Source organism: Portibacter marinus (assembly GCF_021533195.1).
Lineage (GTDB): Bacteria > Bacteroidota > Bacteroidia > Chitinophagales > Saprospiraceae > Portibacter > Portibacter marinus.
The window spans coordinates 33,579-59,435 of the sequence record NZ_JAJNKB010000002.1; the positions used below are offsets into that span (position 1 = coordinate 33,579).

The following is a 25,857-nucleotide window of genomic DNA, read 5'->3' on the forward strand; positions in this document are numbered from 1 at the left end:
AGCGTAAATACGATTATAAAGGCTAGTATATTTTCAAGTCCAGGATGTTACCCATCTCATAACAAATTCTACAACGAGGCTCATATTTGTCTTTTTCACCCAGAACAACCGTTTCCTTTTCTGCACTCAATCGGTAGGAATGGGTCGCCAGGTTACCACAATGAGGGCAGATGGCATGTACTTTAGTGACATATTCTGCCACAGCGAGCAAATGAGGTATAGGGCCGAAAGGTTTCCCCCTGAAATCCATATCCAGTCCTGCAATGATCACTCTGACTCCACGTATAGCCAGTCGCTGACAAACGTCAGTAAGTTTTTCATCGAAGAATTGGGCTTCGTCTATTCCTATCACACTGATGTCATTTGCCCGTGACAGAATGTCCGTTGATTTTTCTACTACAACAGAATCGATAGTGTTTTCATCGTGCGAAACTACGCTTTGTGCAGAATAGCGATCATCGGTCTTAGGTTTGAAGATTTCTACTTTTTGATTGGCAAATTTTGCCCTTTTCAAGCGGCGAATCAGCTCCTCAGTTTTGCCAGAAAACATTGACCCACATATGACCTCGATCCATCCACTCCTTTGCCCTTTAAAATGTGGTTCTAAAAACATCTGTACCTAAAACTTTGTTGAAAATCCTGTTAGCACCGGGATTCATCGAATTTTTCCGGTAGAGGTCAAAATAAATTAATTTTGCTCAATAATTTTAATGTCGGACTAGTTATTATTGCACTAACCGATTTTAAAAGCGAAAAACAGAAATTATGGGTTTAAAAAGAGTAAGTAAGTTAATTGAGAAAATAAATGTTCTTCACGATAGCTTATTATCCATAGATGAAGAAATTTCAAGTATAGAAAAGGATTTATTGCTGAATTATATTCGGCAGCTATACGAGCAGGTCTTAGAGATCGGAGCGGAGGATGACAGACATATTGAGCCTGTGAAATTGGCAAAGGAAGTCATCGATCTGCCGGAAAAAGAAGATGTAGTTATACATCCTGCTGTGGAAGAAATAGCGGATATTCCTACGGAAGACACGTTTAAAGTAGCTCCGCAGACCATGCCGAAGATTCATCAAATGGATACTAAAAGCGAAGTTGAAGTATTGGATGAGCCCATTACCATGAAAGGCATCAACGAGGAATTGGTAGCCATGTTTGAAATGAAAGAAGCTAAGGATGTTTCCGAAAAGCTTCGAAGTACACCGATTAAGGATTTGAATACAGCGATGGGAATTAACGATAGATTCTTAACTGTCAATGAGCTGTTTGGCGGGGATGCCAATGCCTTTAAATCGTGTGTAGATCACATCAATCAGATGGAGAGTTACGAGGAAGCCAAATCTTATTTGCTATCGGATGTTGCTCAAAAATATGACTGGTCAGCTGCAGAAAGATTGAAAAAGGCCGCTGGTTTTATCACATTGGTTCAACGACGATTCAGATAGATTGGATAGAAAAACCCTTCATGACATTTTTAACCTGATCAAGATTCCCTTGATCATGGTGGGTGTTTTATGGTTGGTTCATATCTGGAAAATAAGCTCGGATCATAATTTTGGACAGTATGGTGTCTTCCCCCGGGAGTGGTCAGGGATGAAAGGCATTCTTTTCGCTCCATTTATACATGGAGATTTAAAGCATCTGATTTCAAATTCTGTACCGCTCATCGTATTGACGACGATTTTGATCTACTTCTATAGAAAAGTAGCCTTTCCTGTTTTCACTATTGTTTATTTGTTGACAGGATTTGCGGTCTGGTTGTTTGCTCGAAGAAGCTATCACATCGGTGCAAGTGGAGTGGTATATGGATTGGTCAGTTTTATTTTCTGGAGTGGGATTTTCAGAAGGAATCTTCGGTCTATTGTCCTAGCACTGGTCGTAACCATACTTTACAGCGGATATTTTGCAGGGATCGTACCCAATGAAGATGGGGTCAGCTGGGAAAGTCATTTATTCGGTGCATTTGCAGGGTTAATTGTAGCCTTTATGGTTAAGGGAATTGTCGAAGATGAAGAAATCAAAGTAGATCCGTGGGCAGATGAAGAACTTGAGCCTGATCAGTACTACTTGCCAAGAGATACCTTTGAAAAGACCAAGGCGGAGCGATTTGCTGAGCGACAGCGGCAGATAAGAGAAGAGCAGGCCCGAATTGCTGCTGAAAAAGCCAGAAATACCGGATGGGAATCCGATTCTACTCTTTAATCATTACAAGCGACCAACCTTTTTTGATTTCGAGCCGTCTATTGTGAAAAAATAGCATTATGAAATTATCAAAATCAATATTGTCAGCAATGGCTGTCGGAATAGCCTTGGGAACTACCTCTTGCAGTTTGGGAGATGTAGAAGAAATTCACTATGAACACTGCGCATTGGATTGCGAGGAAGAACACACTGAATTAAGGGCTACAGAAGGAGGCGGTGATACCTATCCGTATAATTGTCCTGCATGCGGAATGGGGTAGGGAAGGAATTGTACTCCGGTATCTCTTGTAATCTGGATTCTAATATTCTAAGTGCGTGTTTTCCACTATTTAAGGGAGGTGAAGTAGAAGTAATCGAATGGTCTTTTGATACACTATTTAGTCACAATAATTTGCCGGATTGGTTCGACCATTTACTTACAGTCTTTGGTGAAGAAGGTCGGTTGATCGGCCACGGCGTTTATTTTTCTCTTTTTAATGGCACTTTTACAAAGGATCAACAAGAATGGTTAAACGGCCTGCGTGTCACTTCAGATAGGTATGAGTTTGACCATATTTCCGAACACTTCGGTTTCATGACTGGACAAGATTTTCACAAAGGTGCCCCTCTGAATGTACCACTTTCTGATAACAGCCTGGCTATAGCTCGCGACCGAATTTCTCGAATGAGTTATGCGTGCGGAAAGCCTGTGGGATTAGAAAATCTTGCCTTCTGTTATGATAAAGAGGGCTTAATAAGGCAAGGAAGTTTTATCAATCAAATTTTGGAGGAGGTTAATGGTTTTCTGATTCTGGATCTTCACAATCTCTATTGCCAATGCATGAATTTTGACATCGAATTTTCTGAATTGATCTTAAAGTATCCACTAGATCGAGTAAGAGAAATTCACATTAGTGGCGGGAGTTGGGAAATAGCTCAAAGTGAGGATAGGAAGATAAGGAGAGATACCCACGATGATGCGGTCCCCAGAGAAGTTTTTGAATATCTACAGGAAGTCATACCCAAATTGCCCAATCTTAAGTTTGTCATTCTTGAACAGCTTGGAACTGGTCTGGATACTATTGTCAAACAAGCGCGTTTTCGTGATGACTTTGAAACCATGAAAAGTATAGTCGACCATAAGCAATTAGAAAAGCCACTGGCCACCAATGATTTTAAATCCAAAAATCTGAAACTTTCTAAACATCCAATTAGTGATGAAACATTGGCCAAACAACAACAGGAATTGACTTTCATTCTGGAAAATTCAGTCGATTTCAGAAGCGTAAAGAAACGTTTACAAAACTCCTCCCTTGCAAGTAGTCCTTGGAATATTGAATCATGGGAAGATTCCATGCTGGAAACGGCATTTGCAATAGCCAATAAATGGAAATCAGGATTTTAATCAGGAAGCTTACCCACCTTAAAGTTGTTGTAAAATTGATGCACGCCATCGATAATTCGATCATTTACCTTGCGAAGCATAAAATCATCTATGATATATTCCTGATTCACTCCGACGACTTCGACTGTGATTTCAGAGCTTCCCTTAGGGATATCCAGAATGCCTGATACTCTAACCCAATCAATATAATTATCCTTGGCAGAAATAGCGTGTAATACCACCTCTGCAGTTGTCTGTCCTACGGCTCTGATTTTAAATGCAGGAGTGCCAAACAGTCGATTGCTTACGCGATAGTAAATTGATATTTCATGAGGACCTTCAATGGTATCCGGAATTTCAAATCCAAGGATTTCTTGCTCAGCATCTATTTTCAGTGCTCCAGGCGGAGAAAAGTGGATATAATTTGAGATATCATCGAATTTTTCAGTTTTAAAGAAAGTTTGCTCACTAGAAAATATTGTATCAGAATGATCATCCAGAACTGCCAGTATGCTATCCTGCAGTGATCTGTCATTAATCTCGTCAACATTCAACTTTCTCAGCTCAATATCACTTTGCTCATGGATTAGCTCAGATTTATTTCTTAAGTATAATTCACCTTCTGTGTAATCCTCATGGAGTTTGCTGTAAATTAATAATATGGGCTTGTCGCCCGGAAGGATTTCTACGATTTCTTTATAAATCAAAGGGTGGGCGGCCATTTGAATCGCTCGCTCGCCATCAGTAACGCCTATTCGCGAAAGCATTCCATTAATCATGGGCAATCCAGTTGCTAACGATACAAGAATAGAATTATATTCCGAACTGAAATTAGATTGAATGCGAAACTTGTCGTTCCAGCCTACCATTACTGGCAAGGTATACATGGCTTGAAATTCAGCTGGATTGACGATGTCCTCTGAAAAGTGATCGATCTTCTCAGATGTGAATTGATTTTTATGCATTTCTGTAAATGCATTTTGTGATAAGTATAAATTGGTTTCATTGCCCCAGATGAACAAGGCAATAATGACTATGGGTAAACCGTACTTAAATTTTAATATTCGATCCAAGTGATAGACCGCGAATAGTGTGGCCATAAAATAAATAGGCGTGGCAAATCTGCCAGAAGCTTTGAACATACTGGCAATAGACATTTGATGAAAAATGTGTTCTCTTATAAATCCAATTTGATAAAGTATGGCTGATGAATATAAAAGGAGTAGGGCTGATGAGATTAGAAAAACATTGGCCAACAACCTCATATTTTGAGCTTCATGTAGCTTTCTGCTTCTCTTCATAAGGGCCAGCGGAGCAATGATTAGGGTGAGCAGTGGTATAATGCCAATGTTCATCCAGGTTTCCCCGCCAGTATACTTAATATCGATGTGTCCTATCAATAATTTGTACAGCAAACTGACCGGAGCGATGAAGATGCTCCGTAAATTCAGGCTGTTGGCATTGTAACCCCATTGTATCTCCACGCGGTCACTATCTATCTCCGTCAAGTGAAGGAAGAAGTAGATGATGGCCATGACTATTGTGCCTGTGATCAATAAATGGGCCGCTTTCTTTTTCTCCTTTTTTATGAAAACCAGGGCCAAGGCCAAAGTCATCATAAAACAAACATTGATAATTGAGATGTAGATATTATTAAGTCCGAAAAAAACCAGGATTATTAGAAGGCCGACGATGTCAGCAATGCTTGGTTTGTTTTCTACTATCAGTTTGGTGACGTAGTAAAAGGTATAAGTAAAAACCAGTGGATAGAATAGTCCAAAGTGTCCGGCTTGGAGTCGAAACATTAATGGGTTTAAAAAAAGAATGAGTAAGGTAGATACGAAGCCGAGCCATTCATTGATTTTTACTAATTCCATGGTTTTATACAGGAATATTCCTGCTAATCCGAATAAAAGGTAATGGAGTCTGTGCGACCATCCGATGACTGACTCAGGAGTCATCCATTCACGGAACCACGAAAAAAAGATGGCAAAAGATGCCTGACCATCCGTCATAAAGAGTGAGTCAAATCTCGGATAATTCATATTACTCAACATCAGCCCTTCACCATAGAAAGTGTGAAAGATCATGTTATAATAAATCATTGCACCATCACCACCGAATGTAAAGACAAAGTCTGATGGACGCCAGAATGCTTGACCGAGATAAATAGCGAGTATCGCTTGTGCTAACAGAAAGATACCCAGATAATGTAAATATGATTTTTGGATGTTCATCAAGTTACAGCCGAATTGTCGATCAGCAAAGATTGCAAATATTCGGATATTATCAACATAGGGATCTCTTACTCCTTCATTGAATCGACTAATTAGAGGTATGGGAGTTGTAAAAGCAAGGTTTTTAGCACAATGACCATGATACGAAATGGGTCAGAAGTCATGTCAGAGTGGCCATGAAGAATGAAATGGAAAAGATGGCCAGGGTGGGGTTGGATCCTCAGGACTATACTTACCGGGAAATCATCAAGATGGTTTCAGAAAATAAGAATTGAATTGTTAATCATCGAGTGCTCTCAATGCCTCTCGAACGCTTCCATGTTTTAGTAGTGCTTCTTTGGCATTTTTGTACGTCAAATTTGATTTTCGCATGATCATCTTCGTACCTCTGTCCACCAATTTAGCATTCGACAATTGCATGTCCACCATTTTGTTATCGACCACTCTGCCGAGTTTTATCATGATGGAGGTGCTAATCATGTTAAGAACCATTTTTTGTGCAGTTCCGGACTTCATTCGTGTACTTCCTGTGACAAATTCCGGACCCACTTGCACGATGATGGGGTGATCAGAATGCTTGATAACAGGCGCTCCAGGATTACAAGTGATGCACCCAGTTACAATACCTTTTTTTTGGCAATCCTTTAAGCCTCCTATGACATAAGGTGTAGTACCAGAAGCTGCGATTCCCAATACGGTATCTAATTCTGAAAGGCCATATTCTTCCAGGTCTATAATGGCTTGATCCATATCATCTTCTGCATTTTCTACGGCTTTCCTGATGGCTTTGTCTCCACCTGCTATCAATCCGACGACCCAATCATCCGGCACACCGAAGGTAGGAGGACACTCAGAAGCATCCAATATTCCCAGCCTTCCGGATGTTCCTGCACCAATGTAAAACAATCTGCCGCCATCATTCATTTTAGGATAAACGTGATCAACCAAAGAAGCAATGGAAGATATTTCCGCGTAAACGGCATCGGCAACCTTGCGATCTTCCTGATTGATGCTTTCTAGCAGCTGATGAGTAGACATTTTATCCAGGTGTCTGTATAAAGAATCCTTTTCAGTGATTTTATCCATTTTTGCGAGAAATTAGCATTAATCCGACAAACGTTAACAGCGCATTCAGTCCAAGTAGGGTACTACCAAACTTGAATCCACCTAACCAATCTGCAGAGTTAGTGTCGATGATAAAAGTTAGTAATGGTGCCAATAGGCATACCGGAATGGTCCAAACATCTAAAATCTTTCTTTTTGTAATGATGCCAAAGGTAAACAACCCCAATATGGGGCCATAAGTATATCCGGCCGCAATAAAAAGTTTATTAATGATGGCATCATCGTCCAATGCGTTTACCATTAAAATGATCAGAAAAATCAACACAGAAAATGCAACGTGTACCATCATTCGAGTTCTGCGTTTGTCTTTTTCGGAATGTTCTTTCTGGTCATACTTGAGGATGTCGATATAAAATGATGTTGTGAGGGATGTGAGGGCCGAATCAGCGCTTGAATAAGCCGCCGCAATCAATCCGAGAACAAATAGTATGCCTATGAAAGGATTTAAGTAATTCAAAGCAATCATTGGGTAGAGCTGATCTGTTCTGGAGGGCACATCTATGCCTTGATTGACAGCATACATATACAATAAAGCACCCAATGCCAAAAAAAGCAGATTGGCAAATATCAGAACGACACTAAAACTTAGAACGTTTTTTTGCGCTGACGGAAGATCTTTACATGTTAAATTCTTCTGCATCATATCCTGATCCAGTCCGGTCATGGCTGTTGCAATTAAGGCACCACTTAGGAATTGCTTGAAAAAATTGTTGGGGTCATTCCAGCCGTCTTCAAAGAAAAACATTTGGCTGTAAGCGCCCTCTTTAACCATCGTAAAGGTTTCAATCATACCTCCAGATCCAAGCGCTTTGCCTATGGCTCCTATGGTGAGAAAAACGGCCAGCAACATACAAAGTGTCTGCAGAGTATCAGTAATGACAATGGTCTTTATTCCTCCCTTAAAAGTATAAATCCAAATCAGAACAATCGCGATGAGTACCGTCATATAAAAAGGAATTCCAAAACTATCCATCACGATCCTTTGAAATACAATGGCCACCAGAAAGAGACGCATCGAAGCTCCGACTACCCGACTCAATAAAAAGTAAAGCGAGCCGACCAAATAGGAATACTTTCCAAACCGATCGTCCAGATAGGTATAGATCGTTGTCAATCCCATTCTGTAATAGATCGGCATCAAGACCAGGGCAATTAAAGCATAACCTACCAAATAGCCTAACACCATTTGCATATAGGAAAAATCCATATTGGTACCACCAGCGCCCACCGCTCCGGGAAGAGAAATAAAGGTGACTCCGGAAAGCGATGCGCCGATCATTCCAAAGGCGACTAAAAACCAGGGAGATTTCTTATCTGCATTAAAAAAAGTTTGATTATCTGCCCCTTTTCCCGTGAAATATGATACTCCAAGGAGCAATCCAAAGTAGATAAAGATGATCAGAATTATAGTTGTAGGGCTTACGAGCTGTTCCAATGAAATATTATTTAGAGACCAAAATACTTGAAATATGTGATTTACATACTTTTAAAAGACAATATCGTAAAAGGAGAAAATCCTTCCACACCTACCATAGGAATGTGAATTTTTTTCACTACATTAGATGAAACTAAATATCTAACTTATCGAATCTTCGGTTCGAGATCATTATCGATGCACTCATGAAAATGATTGACAAAGAGATGCCCCACACTACTGTGCAAGTGACATCACAACCTCTTAGAGAAGTGATTGAAAATATTGCAGAGGCCTGGGATGCAGAAGTGAAAGAAATCTGTAGTGAATTTATCGTGGAAGTGCCTCGAGAATTAGGTGAGGGAACCATTCAGGGAATAAGCTTTGATAATGGATTAGGCATCATTATTTATCAGTGTAGCTTTAATCAGGAAATTAGCTTTGAATTTACATTGAATAATATTCACCCCATCAAATATCTTTATTCTGTAGAAGGTCCAATCGTTCACAAGTTCGAAAATGAGGACGAGAAGCATGTCATCAACAGGAAAAAATGTGCACTGGTAGCAAGTAGTCAGCAAAACGGACATATCTTAACATTTAAGAAGAACAATTATGTCAATCTAATTAGTCTCGAGATAAATAGAGAAGAGTTTGTTCCTGGCTTGGAATGCGAGTTAAACGAAATTTCTCAAGAATTATACGACGTATTGACAGATACAGAAGCAGTCAGTACCTTTTACCACGATGGATATTATGGTATTGATTTTGAATATTTGCTCGATAACGTGCTAAAGTATCGCGGATCGCTTATGCTGCGAAAAATGCATCTTTTGAGTTTAGCCCTGGACATCTTTGTGAAGCAGGTCAAATTATTTGAAGATGATATGAAAGCAGAGGGAAATCAACAGATTCTTAGAGCCAATGAAATCTATTCCATGGATACAGTCACCGATTACATTCGAAGTAACCTGGATAGCAAACTTAGTATCGAAAAACTAAGCAAAGTAGCTGGGCTCAATGCCAATAAACTTCAGATGGGCTTTAAATTCATTCATAATTTGACAGTTATGGAATTTGTACGACGCGAAAGATTGAGAATGGCATCAAACTTATTGATAAGTACCGAACAATCTATTAACACCATTAGTAGAAAGTGTGGTTTTGAAAGTCCCAGCTATTTTACAAAGGCATTTACCAAGATATATGGTATTGCCCCTACCTCTTATCGCAATAACTCAAATTAGTCTCTATTGAGTTAAACTATGGATCGATAGCATACATCAACAGTTCAATTATGTCATATTTTCGTTTATATAGCTTATACATTCTTGTGTTACTGCTGAATCACCAGAAAATTAGTGCTTTTAAAGGCGCTACTTCTATAAAATGTTAATTATGAAAATCGGAATTATTGCAACTGAAAAAGTTCCTGTCGGAGTGAATAATCTTGTTGGAAAACAAAAAATTACAGATTTCATAGTAACCGAATTATGTGATAGAGGCCATGAAGTGGTTACTTTATGTAAAATTGGATCTCATGTTAAAGGAAGCATGATGAATTATGTAGAATCTGAGGAGGTTGTTGAAGGGGCCTACACCATTGTTGAAGTGGCAGACTTAATGACATCCATGCGAAAATTCCTGGAATACGGATTTGATGTGATCCATAATCACTCTGACAATCCGTTAGTCATCATCATCGGAAATTATTTAAATATTCCTTTCATTACGACCTTTCACATGCCTGTGTTGCAGGATATTTCATATGCATTAATGGCCATTAAAGATCAAATCAATCAAGAATTTACAAGTGTGAACTCTATCTTAGCTAATGAATATTCTAAATATGTGGATCATATACAAATTATTAGGAATGGTATTGATATCGACCAATGGAAGTACTATGACCAAGATGATGAACCCTATTTATCCTGGACTGGCAGGATAGAACGAGGAAAAGGCTTAGAGCAAATCATAGATTTGTGTATCAAGTTTAATCATCGACTTAAATTTGCAGGGCCTATTATTGACTTTGATTTTTGGGAAAGCGGAATCGAAGAGAAAGTAGAGCAAAATGATTTGATCCAATATTTTGGTTGCGTGCATGAAAAATATATCAATCAGCTTGTAGGTCAATCGGCTGCTTATATTTTTACCAGGAAGAGTAAATATTCATATGGTCTTACGATCATAGAATCATTAGCGTGCGGAACTCCTATCATCGCGATGAATAACGAGATGACAAAAGAATTTATAGATGAAAATATAGGGATATTAATAGACCTTGACCAAGAGAGTGAATTTTTGGAAGGAATTAAAAGTGTCAAGAATATTAATAGAAAAAAATGTTTAGAAAAAGCGGCAAATTATTGTTGTCACAAACAAATGGTAGACCAATATGAAGGTCTATATATGAAATTCATGGTACAGAAAGCAAAAGCGGTTTAGTAGCTGATTTGTGCTATTGAGTTAATATTTTACCCGATCGAGTTATTATAAATAATTTATTTTACTATAAATCGTGTTGATAGTTATAGTCATAAACTTCCTTTGGAGGTTATATTCGCTATATGTCACAATCACGAATAGAGGGTAGGGGGAGTAAGGTCATCCTCAGAAAACTATCTCAAAAGTTAAATGCGGATTTTAAGGAAGTGCACGATGGTGCTTCATTTAGTTTTGATAGTAAACAAGGGAAAGGGAAGGTAAGCTTTCTACAAATATTTCCAGGCTTAGAAGTATGGACGTTTGATGTTTATTTAAGTGAAACGCTCCAAGTAACCGCTATTAATAAATGGAATGATTCACTTCACATTATATTCTGCTTAGAGGGCGAGCTTGAACACAAGTTTTCCTCAGAATCAGAAAGCAGAAAAATTTTGAGATTTCAAAATGTGATCGTAGGAACGAAAAAACCTAATAGTAGTAATTTTACCTTACCTGCTAGTACGAAATTAAGAATGTCCATTATTACTATTACTGATGAACTTCGCCAGTTCGAGAGTAATAAACAGAGGGGGATTCTACCTGGACTTTTGTCTGATACCCTGGAAGGCTTTAAGAAAACTGAGACCTATTCCTATTTTGGAGAGATTTCAGCGGGTTCTGAAGAAATGGTTCAGCACATCATCAGAACTAAGCCCATTGGGCTTACTAACCGATTATTAATAGAGTCATCAGTCTTAGGTGTACTTCAACTTCAATTTTCTAATCGAAAGGAAATTAATAATAGGCATAATTACAATTTTAGCGAATATGAAATTGCGGCCATTGTTCATCTGAGCGAATATATTGGAAGCAATCTACAAGAAGACCTAACGCTTGCTAAATTAGAAAGAATCTCAGGTATAAATAAGAAGAAAATTCAAGCAGGATTTCAACAGTTTTTCGGTGAAACAGTAAATAAGTTTATTGTCAACGTAAGGATTCTTAGAGGTAAGGCATTACTTGAGACTACAGATATGACCATTAGCAATATTGTGCACGAAATTGGATTAAGCAGCAGGAGTTATTTCTCGAAAATTTTCAGTTCGAAATATGGTATACTTCCCAATGAATACAGGCAAGTGCATCATATTTACTACCCTACATTTGAGATATCGTATTTTTCAAAAGCTATTCCGAATTTAAAAAGAGAGGATCTTCAAGATATACTTAAAGAGGCTCGAAATAATAATACTCGTCTTAATATCACAGGTTGTTTAATCTTTCACCGAAACTATTTCTTTCAGATTTTGGAAGGAGGCAAAGGTGATGTGCTGAAAATAATGGAAAAGATTAAAAAAGATCGGCGTCATAATGACGTTGAGATAGTCTATCAAGGAATTAGATCTGGTAGAACTTTCAAAGAGTGGGCAATGGCATTTGTCGAAAAACAAGATAGAATTTCTGATTATTTTGTCGAAGAAGCTAAAACCCTAGATTTAGATCTTCTTTTTCTAGGTGATATGAAAAGTAAACCGGCGACTCGATTAATGTGGGAGAAGGTAAGAAATACCCTATTAATCAAAACTGAACAAGAGAATTTGCATCCTAATTAATCTCCCAATTTTCTTTTCTTTGTATCCATGAGAGAAAAGGCTTTTCTTGTGGTTATCATCGGAGCTACCATAGCGGGTTTAGGAGGAATCTTTATAAATAATATATCTCTTTCTTCGACTGCTATTGCCTGGATGAGATCCACAGTTCCTACTGCTTTCCTTGGTATTATCCTGGTGACTCAAGGTAAAAAGCTGTTCAAAGGGAATAAATGGGACTTGCTTAAGCTATCTTTTTTTAGTACCATTAGGATCTTGCTCTTTATTACTGCCTATTTATATACAGCTATAGGCAATGCAGTAGTAGTTTTTTACACCTACCCAATTTTCACACTTTTGTTGGCTTCTTCTCTGCTTAAAGAAAAGGTGAATAGGCAGCAAAAGTTTTTGATTTTGTTGGCTTTTGCAGGGCTGATTGTGATCAACATCAACAAAACCTTCTCATTTGCCAATCAGGACTTCCTGGGTATGTTAGCAGCTCTCGCTGCATCGATAATTTTTGCTTATGTAGTCATTCTCATGAAAAAGATGAGCGATGACTACAATCGCCTTGAAGTCTTATTTCACCAAAATTGGATTGGGGTGATCATGTTTCTTCCATTTTTTATTTTGGAAATCCCTCAAGTTAAGTTTCCAGATCTAGGATTCGGCTTGCTTTACGGTATGGTAGTGGGAGTACTGGTATACTACCTTTTTCTGTATGGATTGAAGAGAATGAAAGCCTCTATTGCCTCTAGTTTGATGTATTTCGAAATTCCATCGACCATCTTTTTTGGCTGGCTATTTTTAGATGAGTCCCTAACCATAAATTTCATCGTAGGTGCAATAATGATCGTTGTAAGTAGCATTCTATTGAAAATATCCGGCTAGAAAAGCCTAGTCATTCCTCACCCTCAAAAGCGTTTCTGTCCAGAATTCATTAAAGCTTCGTCGAGGATTTTGACAGAGATAAACCTTTATTCCATACTGGCGTGAAAGGGGATCGGTCACTTCTCCTATCATCTCTATCTCTTTAAATAATTGTGCGACATCACTTCCCAGCTCATCATTGATATAAATAAGACTTTTAATTTCGGGATCAAAGGATTCTGGAACCCAATAGCCGAAGGCATCGAAGAAGGACAAAGCTTCCGGATGCCCGTATTCTTTATTAATTAAAGAAACAGCACCTGCAAGGCCGTAATTTTCTCCATAAATAATAGTAGTTTCCTGGCTATCTACGCTATCGTAAGCTTGTCTTGCATATTGTGCGATTTCATACCAACCCAACATGTCCGCATAGTCCTGGGGCAAGGGATATTTCTGACCGTCTTCATGATTTCTGCCAATATCAATTCCGATTTCTTCCAATTGATCCAGGTAATTGGCTATTTTCTGCGGTTTCATAAATGGGATCCCAAGCGGTAAAATTGGAAGAACCAATACGATAAATAATATGATCAGAAATAGCCTTTTCCAAAAAACAGTAAGGTTTGAAGCAACTGTGACCGATCCTGCTGCGATCAGAAAAGGGTAAACACCCGCAGCATAGTAGTCTTTAGCATTCAACAGCATCAACAGGATCACTACTCCTATAATTAAAGCTCCAAGCATTCTATATTTCTGTTGCTTCAATAAAGCCATCAGTCCGATTGCTGCAATTACAAAGCTGGTGTACAGCATCAGCAACTGTCCCTTTACAAAACTCCATTTGGAGACATTTCTTAATTGTGTTTCCTCCAGTTGAGCCATGTGCGTTATGACTGGAAAATCATTGGAAATTTGCCAATATAGATTGGGACTCCAGATCAGCAAAGCAATTGCCACACTTGCATAAAAATGTTTGCTTAAAAACAAATTACGGTGTCTTGTAAATGGTATGACTAAAAGCAATACAAAGATGAGAATAAGGATCAGATACTTGTTTAGCAATGCCAGGCCAAGCGTCAAGCCTAAGTAATAAAGCCATTCCGTTTTTTCAGTATTCACATATTTCAGTACAATGAAAAGAGTGAGGGTCCAGAAAAAGAGGTCTAAAGGAACGGGTTGGAATAGAATGAAGGCCCGCAAGGAAAGTGGTGTACACATTACGGCCACTGCGGTGAGTATCTGCGCATAGAAACCTCCTTTGAATTCTTTTGCAATCATGGCAGTCAGATAAACAAATACTCCACTGAGCAAAGCAGGAAAGATTTTAACTGCGAAGGGAGAAAATCCAAAAATCGACTTAGAGATCCAGGCAATCCAACTGATCATGGGCGGAACCGAAGCATAACCTAAGTCAAGATGATTACTCAGAGAGAAATACAGTAGCTCGTCCCTGTGAAATTCCATGAAAAAAATCGAACTGAGGTGGAGCAAAACATTGAAAACGCATAAAGTGATCAAAGCATATTTGCGAATCAGGGTCATAGGTAAGGTTCGTTTCTAAATCGACGAACCAAATGTACAAAAGTTAAGAAAGAGGGCAAATCTTTGTGAAAATGCCCTCTTTAAAGTTTTAATTGTGACCCTTCTCAGATTTTGATTTCTTTTCTGATTCAAGAAGTTTGAGTTGAGCTTCCTCTGATCTTGACTGGCGAAGTGAAAGTTCTTCTTCCAGCTTTTCAGTCAAGAGTTGCTGAGATTTGTTTTGTTCAGCTAATAATGCTTTGAGTTGTTCAGAAGCGCCTTCCTTTGCAGCTAATTCTTCTAAAGAGGTGATCATTTCACGTTTCGTCAGCGATTCCCGAATAGTTGCCAATTCTCTTTGTCTTTGGATCTCAACTCGCTGCTTTTCAACTATGTTTGCTTGATTCTGTGCCAATTCTCTTTGCGATAAGTGCGCTAATTCCGCTTCCTGAACTTCCAAAGTTCTTAAATGCCACTCATTGAGTGACATACCTGAACCACCCTGGGATTGATTTTTCCTCTCCAAGTAATTGATGATTTTCTTATTGTATCTTAATTCTTCATTATTTAGTGGTGTAATACCTTCCTCGTGTTTCCTCAATTTCTCTTTTGCCTCCTTTAAATCTCTTTCCCTTTTTGCAGGATCCGTGACATAAGGTGGAGGTGGTGGAGGTGGTGGAAGCGGTGGTGAACTTAATGTTGGCGGTGCAGGAGGTGGTGGAGGTGGCGGAACAGCTCGATTGGTTGTGCCAGGAGGGGTTGGAGGTGCGGGAGGACTGACTTTAGATGGCCTTTCAGGTCGGGGTGCGGCTGGCGCTGGAGGTGGTGGAGGCGGAGGTGGTATTTGGTTTTCATTTTGATCGTAAGAAATTGACCAATTCCTTTCGTTCGTACTAATTGCACGTAATTTATTTTTGTCAGGAGTTTCCTTATTGCTTAATATCAATAGGGCATCAGCATCTTTCACATTATGCATAAAGACGTCTTCTTTGCGGTCCGTATATTGTATTTTGATAAGCTCATTCCCCTCAAACTCCTGACCATCAATACTAACAATAATATCATCGTATAGGCCGATACCTTGATCCTTAAGTAAGCTGACAAACTCCTGTATGGTAAAGAGGGAATTGGTAGGTTTGAATTTAATATTATATTGCTCTATTTCATTGCCATTAAATAACACGGCAATTTTTGAATTTGTCAGGGATTCCTTACTTGATGGAGCTTGGGATTTCTGAGCTTCAACTTTTTCACAAGCGATAAAACTAAGCACTGCCAGTAGGGGTACAACCAGCATTTTTTTCACCCATAGATGTGGGCTGTTTTTTGATCTGTGTAACATCATCATACGTTTTTTAATAATTGAATAATCGAAACCACTGGCCAGTGCGTTTACTTTTTTCTTGTTAATCTGATTGTAAATCAGTTGTTTATATTTTTTTAGGTCAATGTTGCAGTGTGATGCATCCGCATAGTACTCATGATTTTGTTGGAGTAGCTTTTTAGCCCAGTAAAACAAGGGGTTAAACCAAAATGTAGTAATGAGTATTTCTAAAAAGAGAATATCGATAGAATGAAGGGCTTTGGCATGTCTTATTTCATGTTGGAGTATGGCTTCAGCAGAATTTTTAGGAATAAATACATAGTGAAAGAAACTCTGCGGACTGGAATTAGGTGTAGTAGATATAATTTTAATACAGCCTTTGTGAAGGTAGGATTTGGCCACACATTTAGAAGTAATAATGGCCAGGTTTCTAAGGAATCTTACCAACATTAGAATAACACCAATGGAGTAGATAAAAATCAGCACTTTGGACCAAAGTAATGTTTGACTTTTTGGAACAACCCCTTCACTAGATAAGGCTGCTGTTTCATAAGGAGACGCTGTTATCATATAGCTGGGTTCATTCAGTAAGCGTTTCGTTTCTGGTTCGCTGAACATAAAGAGCCATTCTGAAGGAAGTTCAATGATGACAAATGGCGCAATAACCGCCGCAAAAACGGAGACTAATAAAAAAACGCGATTAAAAACGAATGACTTTTCCCGCTCTAAAAACCCTCTATAAAATAAGATTAGCACTAAGAGTAAGCCACTGGATTTTATTAAGTATTCGATCATGATTTCTTCTTTTTAATTTCTTCATTTACCAATTTTTGTATCTCTTCTAACTCAGAGATGCTTAAGTTGGTGTCTTTGGTGAAAAAAGATGCAAATTGCGTAGAAGAATCATTGAAAAATCGAGTTTTGAAATCTTGAAACTTCTTTGAGAAATAGTTTTTCTTAGCAACTAAAGGTATGTATTTGCGAATACTACCCGTTTTTTCATATCGAATCATATCCTTATCAGTCATGCGTTTTAGTAGGGTGGAAACGGTTGACTTAGCTGGTTTAGGCTCAGGAAGAGCATCCATGATATCTTTCATGTATGCTTCGTTTTTTCTCCAAAGAATTTTCATGATTTTTTCTTCTGCCTTTGATAACATATCTACATATTTAGAACGTGTACTACAAATGTAGAACAAAAATATGAATTAATCAACTTTTGCGACATTGAGAGATAAAAAAATGTGTTTGACGATGGGTTAAATATTTTCAAAACCTTTTTCAATGGTGAGAAAAATAGAACTTTGAAACTACGATTTACTTCCTTTTTAAGCCCACTGGACTAAAAAAATCATTTTAATTTCGTTTCATAAGCGTAGGAATACATTTTATGTGATTAACGCATTTAATTTGTATTCTTAGCGTATTGAACAATTACAACTTATTTCTATTTATTCTAAAATGCTCGGGGAGTATGAGAATTTTTAAACCTTGCCTGCTGATTCTTTTATTTGGTGTTTTCTTCCTATTTACTGCTGAGGCTCAACGTTTTTCACTGGTTACCGAAGTCGGAGGAATGAAAACGCAAGTGGATGGGGATAAGATCCAAGGTTTCCACTACAACGGAGTTGTTTTTGGGTTGGGATCAGTGTATACCATCAATGAGTCTAATTTTCTGGCAGTAAAAACGTCTTACTATAGACAGGGTAGTAGAAGAAAGGATCAATTTCAAGATAGGCCGAGAGAAGGATTTCAATTACAACTGGACTTTCAAACCATTGCGTTGGAATTATCATATAAACACAAGCTGCCTGGAGGCAAATCATTTTTAGGTGCGGGTTTTCTGAGGCATCAACTGGTCAATTTGGATTACGAGTTGGTATCAGTGGTGCAGAAAGGGGCAGATGATCTTGAGCTGACGGCTGAAGAATTGAATAGTGCGTATCTAAGTGTAAAAGGATTCGCTGGCAGGCAAATTTTCCCAAGAACTGAGTTATACCTGGCCATGGAGTCAGCAATTAGCAATATGCTAACCACAGATTTCTCAGTGATCAGAACATTGGCTCCATACTCTCTCTCAGCGGTTTTAACTTATGAAATCATTGCGCCTAAGTTTGAGCAGAGGAAAAAGCCGGGTTACAAGAAAAGGAGTTAAAATTTTGAATAAGTATTAACATTTACCAACCTTACATTGAGCCACAACACATCCATTCTTTAGCGAAAACACGCGTGTTGAAGAACAATTAGCTTCATTAACTAATGAAAAGATAACATATTTCTTATTTTCGTTTTTTTTTACATTTTTCCAGATTGAGCATTAACAAATGTGTTAACTGTTCGTTATGGAAACGTTAACATAAATCATGGAGTATTGCTTGATCTAACCCTTATCTGTGCAAATGCTTCGCAACTAAAATTTTTTTAACTAAATCATTATGATGAAAAGAGTATTACTTTTCTTATTGATGTTTATAAGCGCAGCCATTTCGATGGACGCACAAAGAAACATCAGTGGGACAATTACTGATACCGATGGACTTCCTCTTATCGGTGCAAACGTCGTGGTTAAGGGCACGAGTGTAGGAACGATTACTGATATCGATGGGTCATTCGCTTTTGAAGCACCAGACGATGCTTCCACACTTGTAGCAACTTATACCGGATTTGAAACCCAGGAGATTGACATTTCTAACACAGACAATGTAAATATTGTCATGTCAGAAGGTACACTTTTGGACGAGGTAGTTGTAACCGCATTAGGTATTGAAAAAGATGCCAAGACTTTAGGCTATGCCGTTGACAATGTCAAGGGAGATGAACTTACTAAAGCGCGTGAGTCAAATATTGTGAACGCACTACAAGGTAAAGTTACCGGTGTCAACATTGGGAATACTGGTGGAAACTTAGGAGGATCTTCGAAGATTATTATCCGTGGAGCCACTTCACTAAGTGGAAATAATGATCCATTATGGGTAGTAGATGGTGTTCCTATTAACAATGACCAGTTTGTATCTAATGGAACGAGAATTTCTGGAAACAGAGATTTTAGTAATGGAGCTGCAGTCATCAATCCTGATGATGTGGAATCTATGAGTGTATTAAAAGGTGCAGCTGCAACAGCATTATATGGCTCTAGAGCTGCAGCTGGTGCAATCATTGTTACTACAAAATCTGGAAAGGCTAATAAAGATGGAAGCGCTAAAATAGAATATAATGTTTCCTACAGAGTTGATGACTTGTTTGTGACTCCTGATTATCAGCAAGAATATGCCATGGGAGATTTTGCCAAGTATGACTCTTCTTCTATTGGTTTTGACTGGGGTCCCAGAATTACAGGTCAAACGGTTAATTCTTTGCCGATTACCAATGAAAGCGGACCATTAACAACCAGGCCAAATAATGGAATCAATGATTTTTTCAGAACAGGACGAACAGTTATAAACGGTTTATCTATTGCAGATGCAGGCGCTAAATTTAACTACAGATTAAGTTTGGGTGCTTTGAACCAAACCGGATTGCTGCCTGGTGCTGAATTAGATCGATACAACGCAGGAATCAATGCTGGAATTCAGCATAGTGAGCGTTTTAGAACCACATTTGGATTGCAGTTTGCAAAAACAATGTCAAGAGGAACTGGTGCTACAGGTGCCAACGATCCTAATATTGTGGGTCTTTCGTCATTTAGTAGTACTCTAGATCCTAGAAACTTTAACCCTTGGATCGATGAAGCTGGAAACCAAATCAACCAGGCTGGACCAACATCCAATAACTACTTATGGTTAAGAAATGAAAATAGAAATGACAGAGATGATACCAGAATTATTGGTAATATTTCATCTACTTTCAAGATTTTGGATAATCTCTCATTGAGAGGAACCTACGGATATGATTTCGACCAGGATAATAGATTCTTTTCTAACCGAAAAGGAACCATTCAAAGGTTACAAGGGGATTATACCATTGATAACATCAATAATGTTCAGCAAAACTTAGACGTAATCTTAAATTATAATGCCAGTCTTGGATCAAGATTCGAAGTGAGTGCATTAGCAGGTTACAACTGGAATAACAGAAAGCGACAGGATGAAGGATTTGCAGGTGTGAACTTGCTGATACCTGAGCTATTTGCACCGGGTAATACTGAACAAACTATTCCAGCAAGATTTTTCAGCAATAGAACACTATTTGGTGCATATGGATCAGTAGATATGACCTTTGATGGTTGGGCGACCCTTACCGTAACAGGTAGAAATGACTGGTCTTCTACTCTTCCACAGGATAACAATTCTTATTTTTATCCTTCCGTTAGTACAGCATTTGTGCTGACAGAAGCATTAGGAATCGAAAGTAGCTTCTTAAGCTATGCTAAATTTAGAGGTTCATTTGCTCAAGTAGGAAATGATACAGGACCATATCAATTAGATTTTCTTTTTAACCCGGTAACGGTTGCAACAGGTCAGTATGGTTTGAACATTAACTTCCCATTCAATGATCGACTTGCATTCTCAAAAGGAAATGTTATTCCTCCTGAAAATCTAAGACCAGAACAGCAGACCAGTTACGAATTGGGAGCTGAGTTGGATTTCTTCGATTACAGACTAGGACTTGATGTTGCTGTGTTTAGAACAGAAAACAGAGATCAGATTTTAGCATTGCCAATTCCTGAGTCTACGGGTTTCGGTTTCTTGAGAACCAATGTTGGACAGGTTAATACACGGGGATTAGAGATCGCATTAGATGCAACGCCGATTAGCATGCCTAATTTCACTTGGAATACAGCTGTAAATTACTCATCAGCTCAAGTAGAAGTAGTAGAATTATCAGAGAATGTTGATAGAGTTCTACTTGCGAGTGCATTTAGTAGTGTACAGGTTGTAGCAGAAGTGGGATCAGGTTTTGAATTATTTGCCATCCCATTCTTAAAAGACAGTACTTCAGGCAGGCCCTTGATAGACCCTAATACAGGAGCAAGATTAGCTGGTGAGGCACAGGCAATGGGTTCAGTACTACCTGATTTTACGATGGGCTTTGTGAATTCTTTTGATTTAGGTCCGGTAAATCTTTCATTTACCATTGACTGGAGATCTGGTGGAGTCATGAAATCATCTACCGTAGATGGATTGCAAACGGGTGGTTTAGCACAAGAAACTTTACTGAACAGGGATGGAACTTTTATCGATAGAGAAGGTGTGATCATGAATGCAGATGGTACTGTGAGAGACAATGATGTTCCTCTAGCTAGTGCTGCTGATTTCTGGCAATCGCTTGACGATAATAGTGTATCTGAAGCTTTCATCTTCGATGCATCATTCGTTAAATTAAGAGAAGCGTCCTTAAGTTATTCTTTACCTAAAAGACTCTTTTCCAATAACTTCCTTAATGGTGTTACGCTTGGTGTAGAAGGAAGAAACCTTGCACTTCTTTGGAGTGTAGTACCTCACATTGATCCAGAAAATAACCTTTTTGGTTCAGGTGCGGATGGATTCGGTGTAGAAAGAGCTTCAGTACCTACTCCTCGAAGTATAGGTGTAAATCTGAGAGCGTCATTTTAAGAAATATTAAAAAGAAAAATAATGAAATATATAAAGTATTTATCTTTTGTTCTTCTCTTGAGTTTTGTGATAACCTCATGTGAAGATGCATTAGATATAAACCGAAACCCTCTGGCAGCAACCACTGCCGATCCAAATGTATTGCTGCCATTTGTAATGGCACAGTATTCTAATAGGCACACTACTGAGTTGGGTACCAGAATTATGGATGTACCACAGCACTTTTCTGCGTGCTTTAACAGTGCTAGAAATGGAAATACCTCTATTTTCTTGACTGGTAATACTTGGGGAATGATGTATTCACAAGTTTTAGGGAACCTCTTATTGGTAAAGCAAGATGCCGAAGAGGCTGGCCCTTCCTCGAATAATGTAGCGGCTATTGCTAAAATTCTTGAGGCCAATACTTACTTCGAATTGACCAGTATTTGGGAGGAAGTACCATATTCTCAAGCTTTAAATGCTCAGGAATTTCCAGAGCCGACCTTTGATGAACAAGAAGTGGTCCTAGATGGTGTAATTGATATCTTAAACGATGCAATTGATCAAATTGATAACATTCCCTCAGAAGGAATATTTGATGTTAGTACAGGAGACATCATTTACGGAGGAGATATGGATCTATGGAGAAGATATGCGAATTCTTTAAAATTGAGAGTGCTGATGATCATCAGAAACAAGAAAGATGTTTCTTCTGAAATCGCAGCTACGCTAAATGAGCCTCTAATTGAAAGTAATGATCAGTCTGCTTTGATCAGATATTCTAATGCTCCAGGTAGTTTCAATGCATATAATAATTTGGTAGAAGCATTCTTTGGTGTTTCTAATGAAGCTCAAGGCGTTTATGGTCCGGGAGAAGTAATTTATGGACTTTTACAGGGTGATCCTAGATTTGATATGTTGATCAGCAATGCTACAGGAGAAGGATGTCCAATTGGAAGATTTCCGTTTTCTTTCGCATGTGCAAGAATCAAGGATAATGTGATTAGAAATGATTTACCGCACATGTTAATGATGCCTGCTGAGATTAACCTTTACAAGGCTGAATTAGCTATGGCAGCTGGAGATGTAGCTACTGCAGAATCGGAATACAAAGCTGGTGTAGCTAAAAATGTTGCTTGGTGGGGAGGAGATATTCCAGGTGCTCAATTGACCATTGCGGCTGATGTTGCAGAAGCTTTTGTTGCGGAATTACCTACTCCAACTATGGAAGACATTCATAATCAACTATATATTGAATCATTTATCAGACCAGTAGTTGCTTGGAATACAGTCAGAAGAACGGATACTCCTGAATTGAGACCAGTTCCTGGTTCTAATATTACAGGAATTTTGAAGCGATTTAACTATCCTCCTGATGAGGTAGCATCTAATCCAAATACTCCTGTGAATTTGCCAACTGATACGCCAATGTGGTTTGAAAATTAATTTAAAATTGAAATTGAAATGAAAATTTATAATATATTATTTATTCTAACTGCAATGTTATTTATCGCCTCGTGCGGAAATGAATTTGTAGTTGGAGATTATTACGATCTGGAGGAACTACCGGGATATGTGGCTTTTGATGCTGACGGGAATAGTGCTTTTATCGATCCGTTTGATGCGGAAGAAGGAGAAGTATTGAATGTCATTATTGAAAATCCGACGGGTACTCAGTCCGATATTACTGTTGATTACGCTCTCAGCGGTTCTGCTGTTTACGGTGAAGACTATACTATAGATGGTGCTTCTGCAAGTGGTGGGTCGATGACTATTTCTACCGAGGGACAGGTATTTAACGAAACCTTTAGAGGCAATTTGCCGATTACCATCATTGATAATGATGATTACGATGAAGAACCGAGAACGATCATCATTACTCTAACGGGTGCTTCTAATGCAGAAGGTGATTTAGCTGTTGGAAGAGGCGGAACAGACTTTTTAATAGAGGCCACCGTAAATTTGATTGATAATGAATGTGATTCTCAATTGGATGGTACGTATAATGTAGCTACCATTGCGGATTCATTGGTAATCGATGGAATGCTTCAAGAAGCGATGGTCGATACTTTTATGTCTACTGCATCTATCGTAAAAGATGGTGGATTCTTTACCTATAGCATTGATGATGCGAGTGGAGGGCTATATGCTTCTGAGTTTTTTGGAGGATCGTCTCTACCGCTTACATTTACTGAAGATTGCGGCGCAATCACAATAGATGGACAAACTGATTTTACAGGACAGAATATCATTCTTGTAAACAGCTCAGTTGGCGATGACGGAACCATTACGCTTGTACTTAAGGGTGAAGATAGAGGAGATCAATTTACCTCGATCTTTACGCCTCAATAATAAATCTCTAAGAATAAAGCTTAGTAAAGGACTGCTGGTGAAAGCAGTCCTTTTTTTATATACCCTGAAATACGCTTAGTAATCTTATTACTACGAATATTCAAGCTTCTACTACAGATCTTAGTCTCCTCAGCATTTCAGGATTTTCATGACCATATTTGAATCATCATTCATCTTTAAAAATATAGTTATGAAAAATTTAGTAGGAATTCTGACGCTTTTATTAATACATGTGTCCCTCTATGGAAATGACACTCTGGTCCATCAGAAAGGATTAAAAGTGATGTCTAAATCCGGTTTGAAATTAAGACTATCTCCATCCACAGATGCACCCGTGTTAGATATCATAGATTACGGCGAGGAAGTATTTCAAACCGAGGATTTTGTATCCTCCAGGCAGGAGATATTTGTCAATTGGGTAGAGGGATCCTGGATAAAGGTTCAATACCAAAATCAGGAGGGCTTTGTTTTTGATGGATTTGTAAGTGAATTAGTCGTTCCTTCCCAAGCTGATGAGTTGGCCTCTTCCATTGAAGATTTGGGTTATGCCATGTACAATTATGTATGGAATCATTTTGAATTTAAAGGAATGGACACATTGGCACAGACCAATAACTCAATGACGACCAATACAAAGATGGGCAGACACACCTTGTTTATGCATGAGACTCCATCGTTGACCCAATTAGAATTGACATTCGAGGATGTGCGTATTATGGATGTTTATCATTTACTGGAAAGTATGATGGATACTCGAAGTGCACGTTCCAGGCTAAAGGAGAATACCATCTTCTTCCAGGGTGGTGACGGTAAGGTAAACAAGCTCAAAATTGGTGATGGACAGATTTTATTAAAGAAATTAGATAGTACACACATTAAAGTATCCATAAAGACATTACACCAAGGATGCTAGAAATTTTTAAACCAGATTTTGCTCTAAGTAGATTTTTGTTAATAGCTCTTAAAAGTAGGAGCTATTAACTTTTGAACCAATCTCTACATAATATGTTGTGTAGAATATATAGTGCAAATTAATAATTTACCATCTATCTTATTTAGGAATTAATTATTAACTTGGTAGTAAATCCTGAAATGAAGTACACTAACACGATAGTATTTTGGGTCTTCGCATCCTTATCCCTGGTCGGGCAGGTAACCTTTCAGCCTAAGAGTTTGGATAATGAGATCAAAGGTGTGGTGTATAACACAGAGCAAACTGTCGATTTAAGATTGCATGCCAATGGTTGGGCGGTGGCCTATAACGTTGGAAAAATAGTGACATACAATAAAACGACTTACTATCAATTCGAAATAGGTAAACATAAAGATCCCAGAGAAAAGCTACAGAGCAGGCCATATAATATCGGATTTGTCAGGGGTGCAGGTTCTTTTGCTTATGGGAAGATCAATAGTTTTTACTCACTAAGAGCAGGAATGGGTCGCCTAAAGTACTTATCTGAAAAGGCTAAAAGAAAAGGAATTGCAGTGGGCTGGAACTACGAGATAGGACCTGCACTGGGTTTATTGAAGCCATATTACCTGGAAGTTTTCGTGGATAATAGCGATAGAGGAAGTTTTACGACAGAAGCTATCAAGTACACGGAGGAAACCAGAGAACAGTTTCTAGACCAGGGGAGTATTTCGAATGAAGGAAGATTTTCTGAAGGTTTATTTGAAACACGTTTGATTCCTGGGATACAGGGTAAGATAGGTGTACATTTTGATGCTGGTGCCTTTGATGAATATGTTAAAGCGATCGAAGTAGGGGCAATGGCTGAAGTATACACGAGAAGAATCGCTATGATGGCTCCGACAGAGAATCATCCGGATAAGCCATATTTCTTCAATCTTTATGTAAATTTGCACTTCGGTAAACGAAAATAAAAGCAAATTAT

General features: G+C 38.4%; 21 protein-coding genes. 14 read left to right on the top strand and 7 right to left on the bottom strand.

What is annotated here, in order from left to right; all coding sequences use genetic code 11:
- Positions 1-22: 22 nt before the first annotated feature.
- Positions 23-613 (bottom strand): thymidine kinase, encoded by a 591-nt coding sequence (locus L2567_RS04275; protein ID WP_235296469.1) that lies wholly within the window; start codon positions 611-613, stop codon positions 23-25.
- 152 nt (positions 614-765) lie between these two features.
- On the opposite strand from L2567_RS04275, the gene L2567_RS04280 reads away from it, so the two are divergent.
- The 4 genes from L2567_RS04280 to L2567_RS04295 are packed head-to-tail and all read left to right on the top strand — an operon-like array spanning position 766 to position 3,590.
- Positions 766-1,449 carry a hypothetical protein gene (locus L2567_RS04280; protein WP_235296470.1) on the top strand — a complete coding sequence of 228 codons (684 nt, stop codon included), beginning with the start codon at positions 766-768 and terminating at the stop codon, positions 1,447-1,449.
- Position 1,450: 1 nt separating this feature from the next.
- On the top strand, positions 1,451-2,206 hold the full coding sequence (locus L2567_RS04285; protein ID WP_235296471.1) for a rhomboid family intramembrane serine protease: 756 nt from the start codon (positions 1,451-1,453) through the stop codon (positions 2,204-2,206).
- Positions 2,207-2,265: 59 nt separating this feature from the next.
- Positions 2,266-2,466, top strand: a complete 201-nt coding sequence (locus L2567_RS04290; protein ID WP_235296473.1) for a chryseobasin-related MNIO class RiPP peptide — start codon at positions 2,266-2,268, stop codon at positions 2,464-2,466.
- Positions 2,451-3,590 carry a multinuclear nonheme iron-dependent oxidase gene (locus L2567_RS04295; RefSeq protein WP_235296475.1) on the top strand — a complete coding sequence of 380 codons (1,140 nt, stop codon included), beginning with the start codon at positions 2,451-2,453 and terminating at the stop codon, positions 3,588-3,590. The genes L2567_RS04290 and L2567_RS04295 overlap by 16 nt, the downstream gene beginning before the upstream one ends.
- Here L2567_RS04295 and L2567_RS04300 read toward each other — a convergent pair.
- From L2567_RS04300 to L2567_RS04310, 3 genes are all read right to left on the bottom strand, one after another.
- Positions 3,587-5,806 carry a hypothetical protein gene (locus L2567_RS04300; RefSeq protein ID WP_235296476.1) on the bottom strand — a complete coding sequence of 740 codons (2,220 nt, stop codon included), beginning with the start codon at positions 5,804-5,806 and terminating at the stop codon, positions 3,587-3,589. The genes L2567_RS04295 and L2567_RS04300 overlap by 4 nt on opposite strands.
- 279 nt (positions 5,807-6,085) lie before the next feature.
- Positions 6,086-6,892, bottom strand: coding sequence for an N-acetylmuramic acid 6-phosphate etherase (gene murQ, locus L2567_RS04305; protein ID WP_235296477.1), 807 nt, complete (start codon positions 6,890-6,892; stop codon positions 6,086-6,088).
- Positions 6,885-8,366: a sodium:solute symporter gene (locus L2567_RS04310; protein WP_235296478.1), complete on the bottom strand. Its 1,482-nt coding sequence runs from the start codon at positions 8,364-8,366 to the stop codon at positions 6,885-6,887. Before L2567_RS04310 ends, murQ begins: the two co-directional genes overlap by 8 nt.
- Before the next feature lie 185 nt (positions 8,367-8,551).
- On the opposite strand from L2567_RS04310, the gene L2567_RS04315 reads away from it, so the two are divergent.
- From L2567_RS04315 to L2567_RS04330, 4 genes are all read left to right on the top strand, one after another.
- Entirely contained in the window at positions 8,552-9,592 is a 1,041-nt protein-coding gene (locus L2567_RS04315; RefSeq protein ID WP_235296479.1) for a helix-turn-helix transcriptional regulator, read from the top strand.
- 151 nt (positions 9,593-9,743) lie between these two features.
- Positions 9,744-10,796 carry a glycosyltransferase gene (locus L2567_RS04320; RefSeq protein WP_235296480.1) on the top strand — a complete coding sequence of 351 codons (1,053 nt, stop codon included), beginning with the start codon at positions 9,744-9,746 and terminating at the stop codon, positions 10,794-10,796.
- A 122-nt stretch (positions 10,797-10,918) separates the two neighbouring features.
- Positions 10,919-12,388, top strand: coding sequence for a BLUF domain-containing protein (locus L2567_RS04325; RefSeq protein WP_235296481.1), 1,470 nt, complete (start codon positions 10,919-10,921; stop codon positions 12,386-12,388).
- 27 nt (positions 12,389-12,415) lie between these two features.
- A complete protein-coding gene (locus tag L2567_RS04330) occupies positions 12,416-13,255 on the top strand; it encodes a DMT family transporter (protein WP_235296482.1) in 840 nt (279 codons plus the stop codon).
- Between the two features lie 6 nt (positions 13,256-13,261).
- On the opposite strand, the gene L2567_RS04335 is transcribed toward L2567_RS04330, so the two are convergent.
- From L2567_RS04335 to L2567_RS04345, 3 genes are all read right to left on the bottom strand, one after another.
- Positions 13,262-14,698, bottom strand: a complete 1,437-nt coding sequence (locus L2567_RS04335) for a glycosyltransferase family 39 protein (RefSeq protein ID WP_235296484.1) — start codon at positions 14,696-14,698, stop codon at positions 13,262-13,264.
- A 166-nt stretch (positions 14,699-14,864) separates the two neighbouring features.
- Positions 14,865-16,874, bottom strand: coding sequence for a M56 family metallopeptidase (locus tag L2567_RS04340; RefSeq protein ID WP_235296486.1), 2,010 nt, complete (start codon positions 16,872-16,874; stop codon positions 14,865-14,867).
- Entirely contained in the window at positions 16,871-17,239 is a 369-nt protein-coding gene (locus L2567_RS04345; RefSeq protein ID WP_235296488.1) for a BlaI/MecI/CopY family transcriptional regulator, read from the bottom strand. Before L2567_RS04345 ends, L2567_RS04340 begins: the two co-directional genes overlap by 4 nt.
- A 314-nt stretch (positions 17,240-17,553) precedes the next feature.
- On the opposite strand from L2567_RS04345, the gene L2567_RS04350 reads away from it, so the two are divergent.
- The 6 genes from L2567_RS04350 to L2567_RS04375 all read left to right on the top strand — a co-directional run bounded on the left by L2567_RS04350 (position 17,554) and on the right by L2567_RS04375 (position 25,846).
- Positions 17,554-18,234 (top strand): hypothetical protein, encoded by a 681-nt coding sequence (locus L2567_RS04350; RefSeq protein ID WP_235296489.1) that lies wholly within the window; start codon positions 17,554-17,556, stop codon positions 18,232-18,234.
- Between the two features lie 283 nt (positions 18,235-18,517).
- The gene (locus L2567_RS04355) at positions 18,518-21,631 is read left to right on the top strand and encodes a SusC/RagA family TonB-linked outer membrane protein (protein WP_235296490.1); all 3,114 of its coding nucleotides are present in this window, start codon (positions 18,518-18,520) and stop codon (positions 21,629-21,631) included.
- A gap of 21 nt (positions 21,632-21,652) precedes the next feature.
- Complete coding sequence (locus tag L2567_RS04360) at positions 21,653-23,056, top strand: SusD/RagB family nutrient-binding outer membrane lipoprotein (RefSeq protein WP_235296492.1); 1,404 nt, start codon at positions 21,653-21,655, stop codon at positions 23,054-23,056.
- Positions 23,057-23,074: 18 nt separating this feature from the next.
- A complete protein-coding gene (locus L2567_RS04365; protein WP_235296493.1) occupies positions 23,075-23,962 on the top strand; it encodes a hypothetical protein in 888 nt (295 codons plus the stop codon).
- 190 nt (positions 23,963-24,152) lie between these two features.
- Positions 24,153-24,875 carry an SH3 domain-containing protein gene (locus L2567_RS04370; protein WP_235296494.1) on the top strand — a complete coding sequence of 241 codons (723 nt, stop codon included), beginning with the start codon at positions 24,153-24,155 and terminating at the stop codon, positions 24,873-24,875.
- 179 nt (positions 24,876-25,054) lie between these two features.
- Positions 25,055-25,846: a hypothetical protein gene (locus tag L2567_RS04375; protein ID WP_235296495.1), complete on the top strand. Its 792-nt coding sequence runs from the start codon at positions 25,055-25,057 to the stop codon at positions 25,844-25,846.
- Positions 25,847-25,857 lie beyond the last annotated feature (11 nt).

Excerpts from the sequence above, each read along its gene's own strand:
- L2567_RS04275 (WP_235296469.1), bottom strand. The coding sequence starts at position 613 with ATGTTTTTAGAACCACATTTTAAAGGGCAAAGGAGTGGATGGATCGAG.
- L2567_RS04280 (WP_235296470.1), top strand. The coding sequence starts at position 766 with ATGGGTTTAAAAAGAGTAAGTAAGTTAATTGAGAAAATAAATGTTCTT.
- L2567_RS04290 (WP_235296473.1), top strand. The coding sequence starts at position 2,266 with ATGAAATTATCAAAATCAATATTGTCAGCAATGGCTGTCGGAATAGCC.
- L2567_RS04295 (WP_235296475.1), top strand. The coding sequence starts at position 2,451 with ATGCGGAATGGGGTAGGGAAGGAATTGTACTCCGGTATCTCTTGTAAT.
- L2567_RS04300 (WP_235296476.1), bottom strand. The coding sequence starts at position 5,806 with ATGAACATCCAAAAATCATATTTACATTATCTGGGTATCTTTCTGTTA.
- murQ (WP_235296477.1), bottom strand. The coding sequence starts at position 6,892 with ATGGATAAAATCACTGAAAAGGATTCTTTATACAGACACCTGGATAAA.
- L2567_RS04315 (WP_235296479.1), top strand. The coding sequence starts at position 8,552 with ATGAAAATGATTGACAAAGAGATGCCCCACACTACTGTGCAAGTGACA.
- L2567_RS04320 (WP_235296480.1), top strand. The coding sequence starts at position 9,744 with ATGAAAATCGGAATTATTGCAACTGAAAAAGTTCCTGTCGGAGTGAAT.
- L2567_RS04325 (WP_235296481.1), top strand. The coding sequence starts at position 10,919 with ATGTCACAATCACGAATAGAGGGTAGGGGGAGTAAGGTCATCCTCAGA.
- L2567_RS04330 (WP_235296482.1), top strand. The coding sequence starts at position 12,416 with ATGAGAGAAAAGGCTTTTCTTGTGGTTATCATCGGAGCTACCATAGCG.
- L2567_RS04335 (WP_235296484.1), bottom strand. The coding sequence starts at position 14,698 with ATGGAATTTCACAGGGACGAGCTACTGTATTTCTCTCTGAGTAATCAT.
- L2567_RS04340 (WP_235296486.1), bottom strand. The coding sequence starts at position 16,874 with ATGATCGAATACTTAATAAAATCCAGTGGCTTACTCTTAGTGCTAATC.
- L2567_RS04345 (WP_235296488.1), bottom strand. The coding sequence starts at position 17,239 with ATGTTATCAAAGGCAGAAGAAAAAATCATGAAAATTCTTTGGAGAAAA.
- L2567_RS04350 (WP_235296489.1), top strand. The coding sequence starts at position 17,554 with ATGAGAATTTTTAAACCTTGCCTGCTGATTCTTTTATTTGGTGTTTTC.
- L2567_RS04355 (WP_235296490.1), top strand. The coding sequence starts at position 18,518 with ATGAAAAGAGTATTACTTTTCTTATTGATGTTTATAAGCGCAGCCATT.
- L2567_RS04360 (WP_235296492.1), top strand. The coding sequence starts at position 21,653 with ATGAAATATATAAAGTATTTATCTTTTGTTCTTCTCTTGAGTTTTGTG.
- L2567_RS04365 (WP_235296493.1), top strand. The coding sequence starts at position 23,075 with ATGAAAATTTATAATATATTATTTATTCTAACTGCAATGTTATTTATC.
- L2567_RS04370 (WP_235296494.1), top strand. The coding sequence starts at position 24,153 with ATGAAAAATTTAGTAGGAATTCTGACGCTTTTATTAATACATGTGTCC.
- L2567_RS04375 (WP_235296495.1), top strand. The coding sequence starts at position 25,055 with ATGAAGTACACTAACACGATAGTATTTTGGGTCTTCGCATCCTTATCC.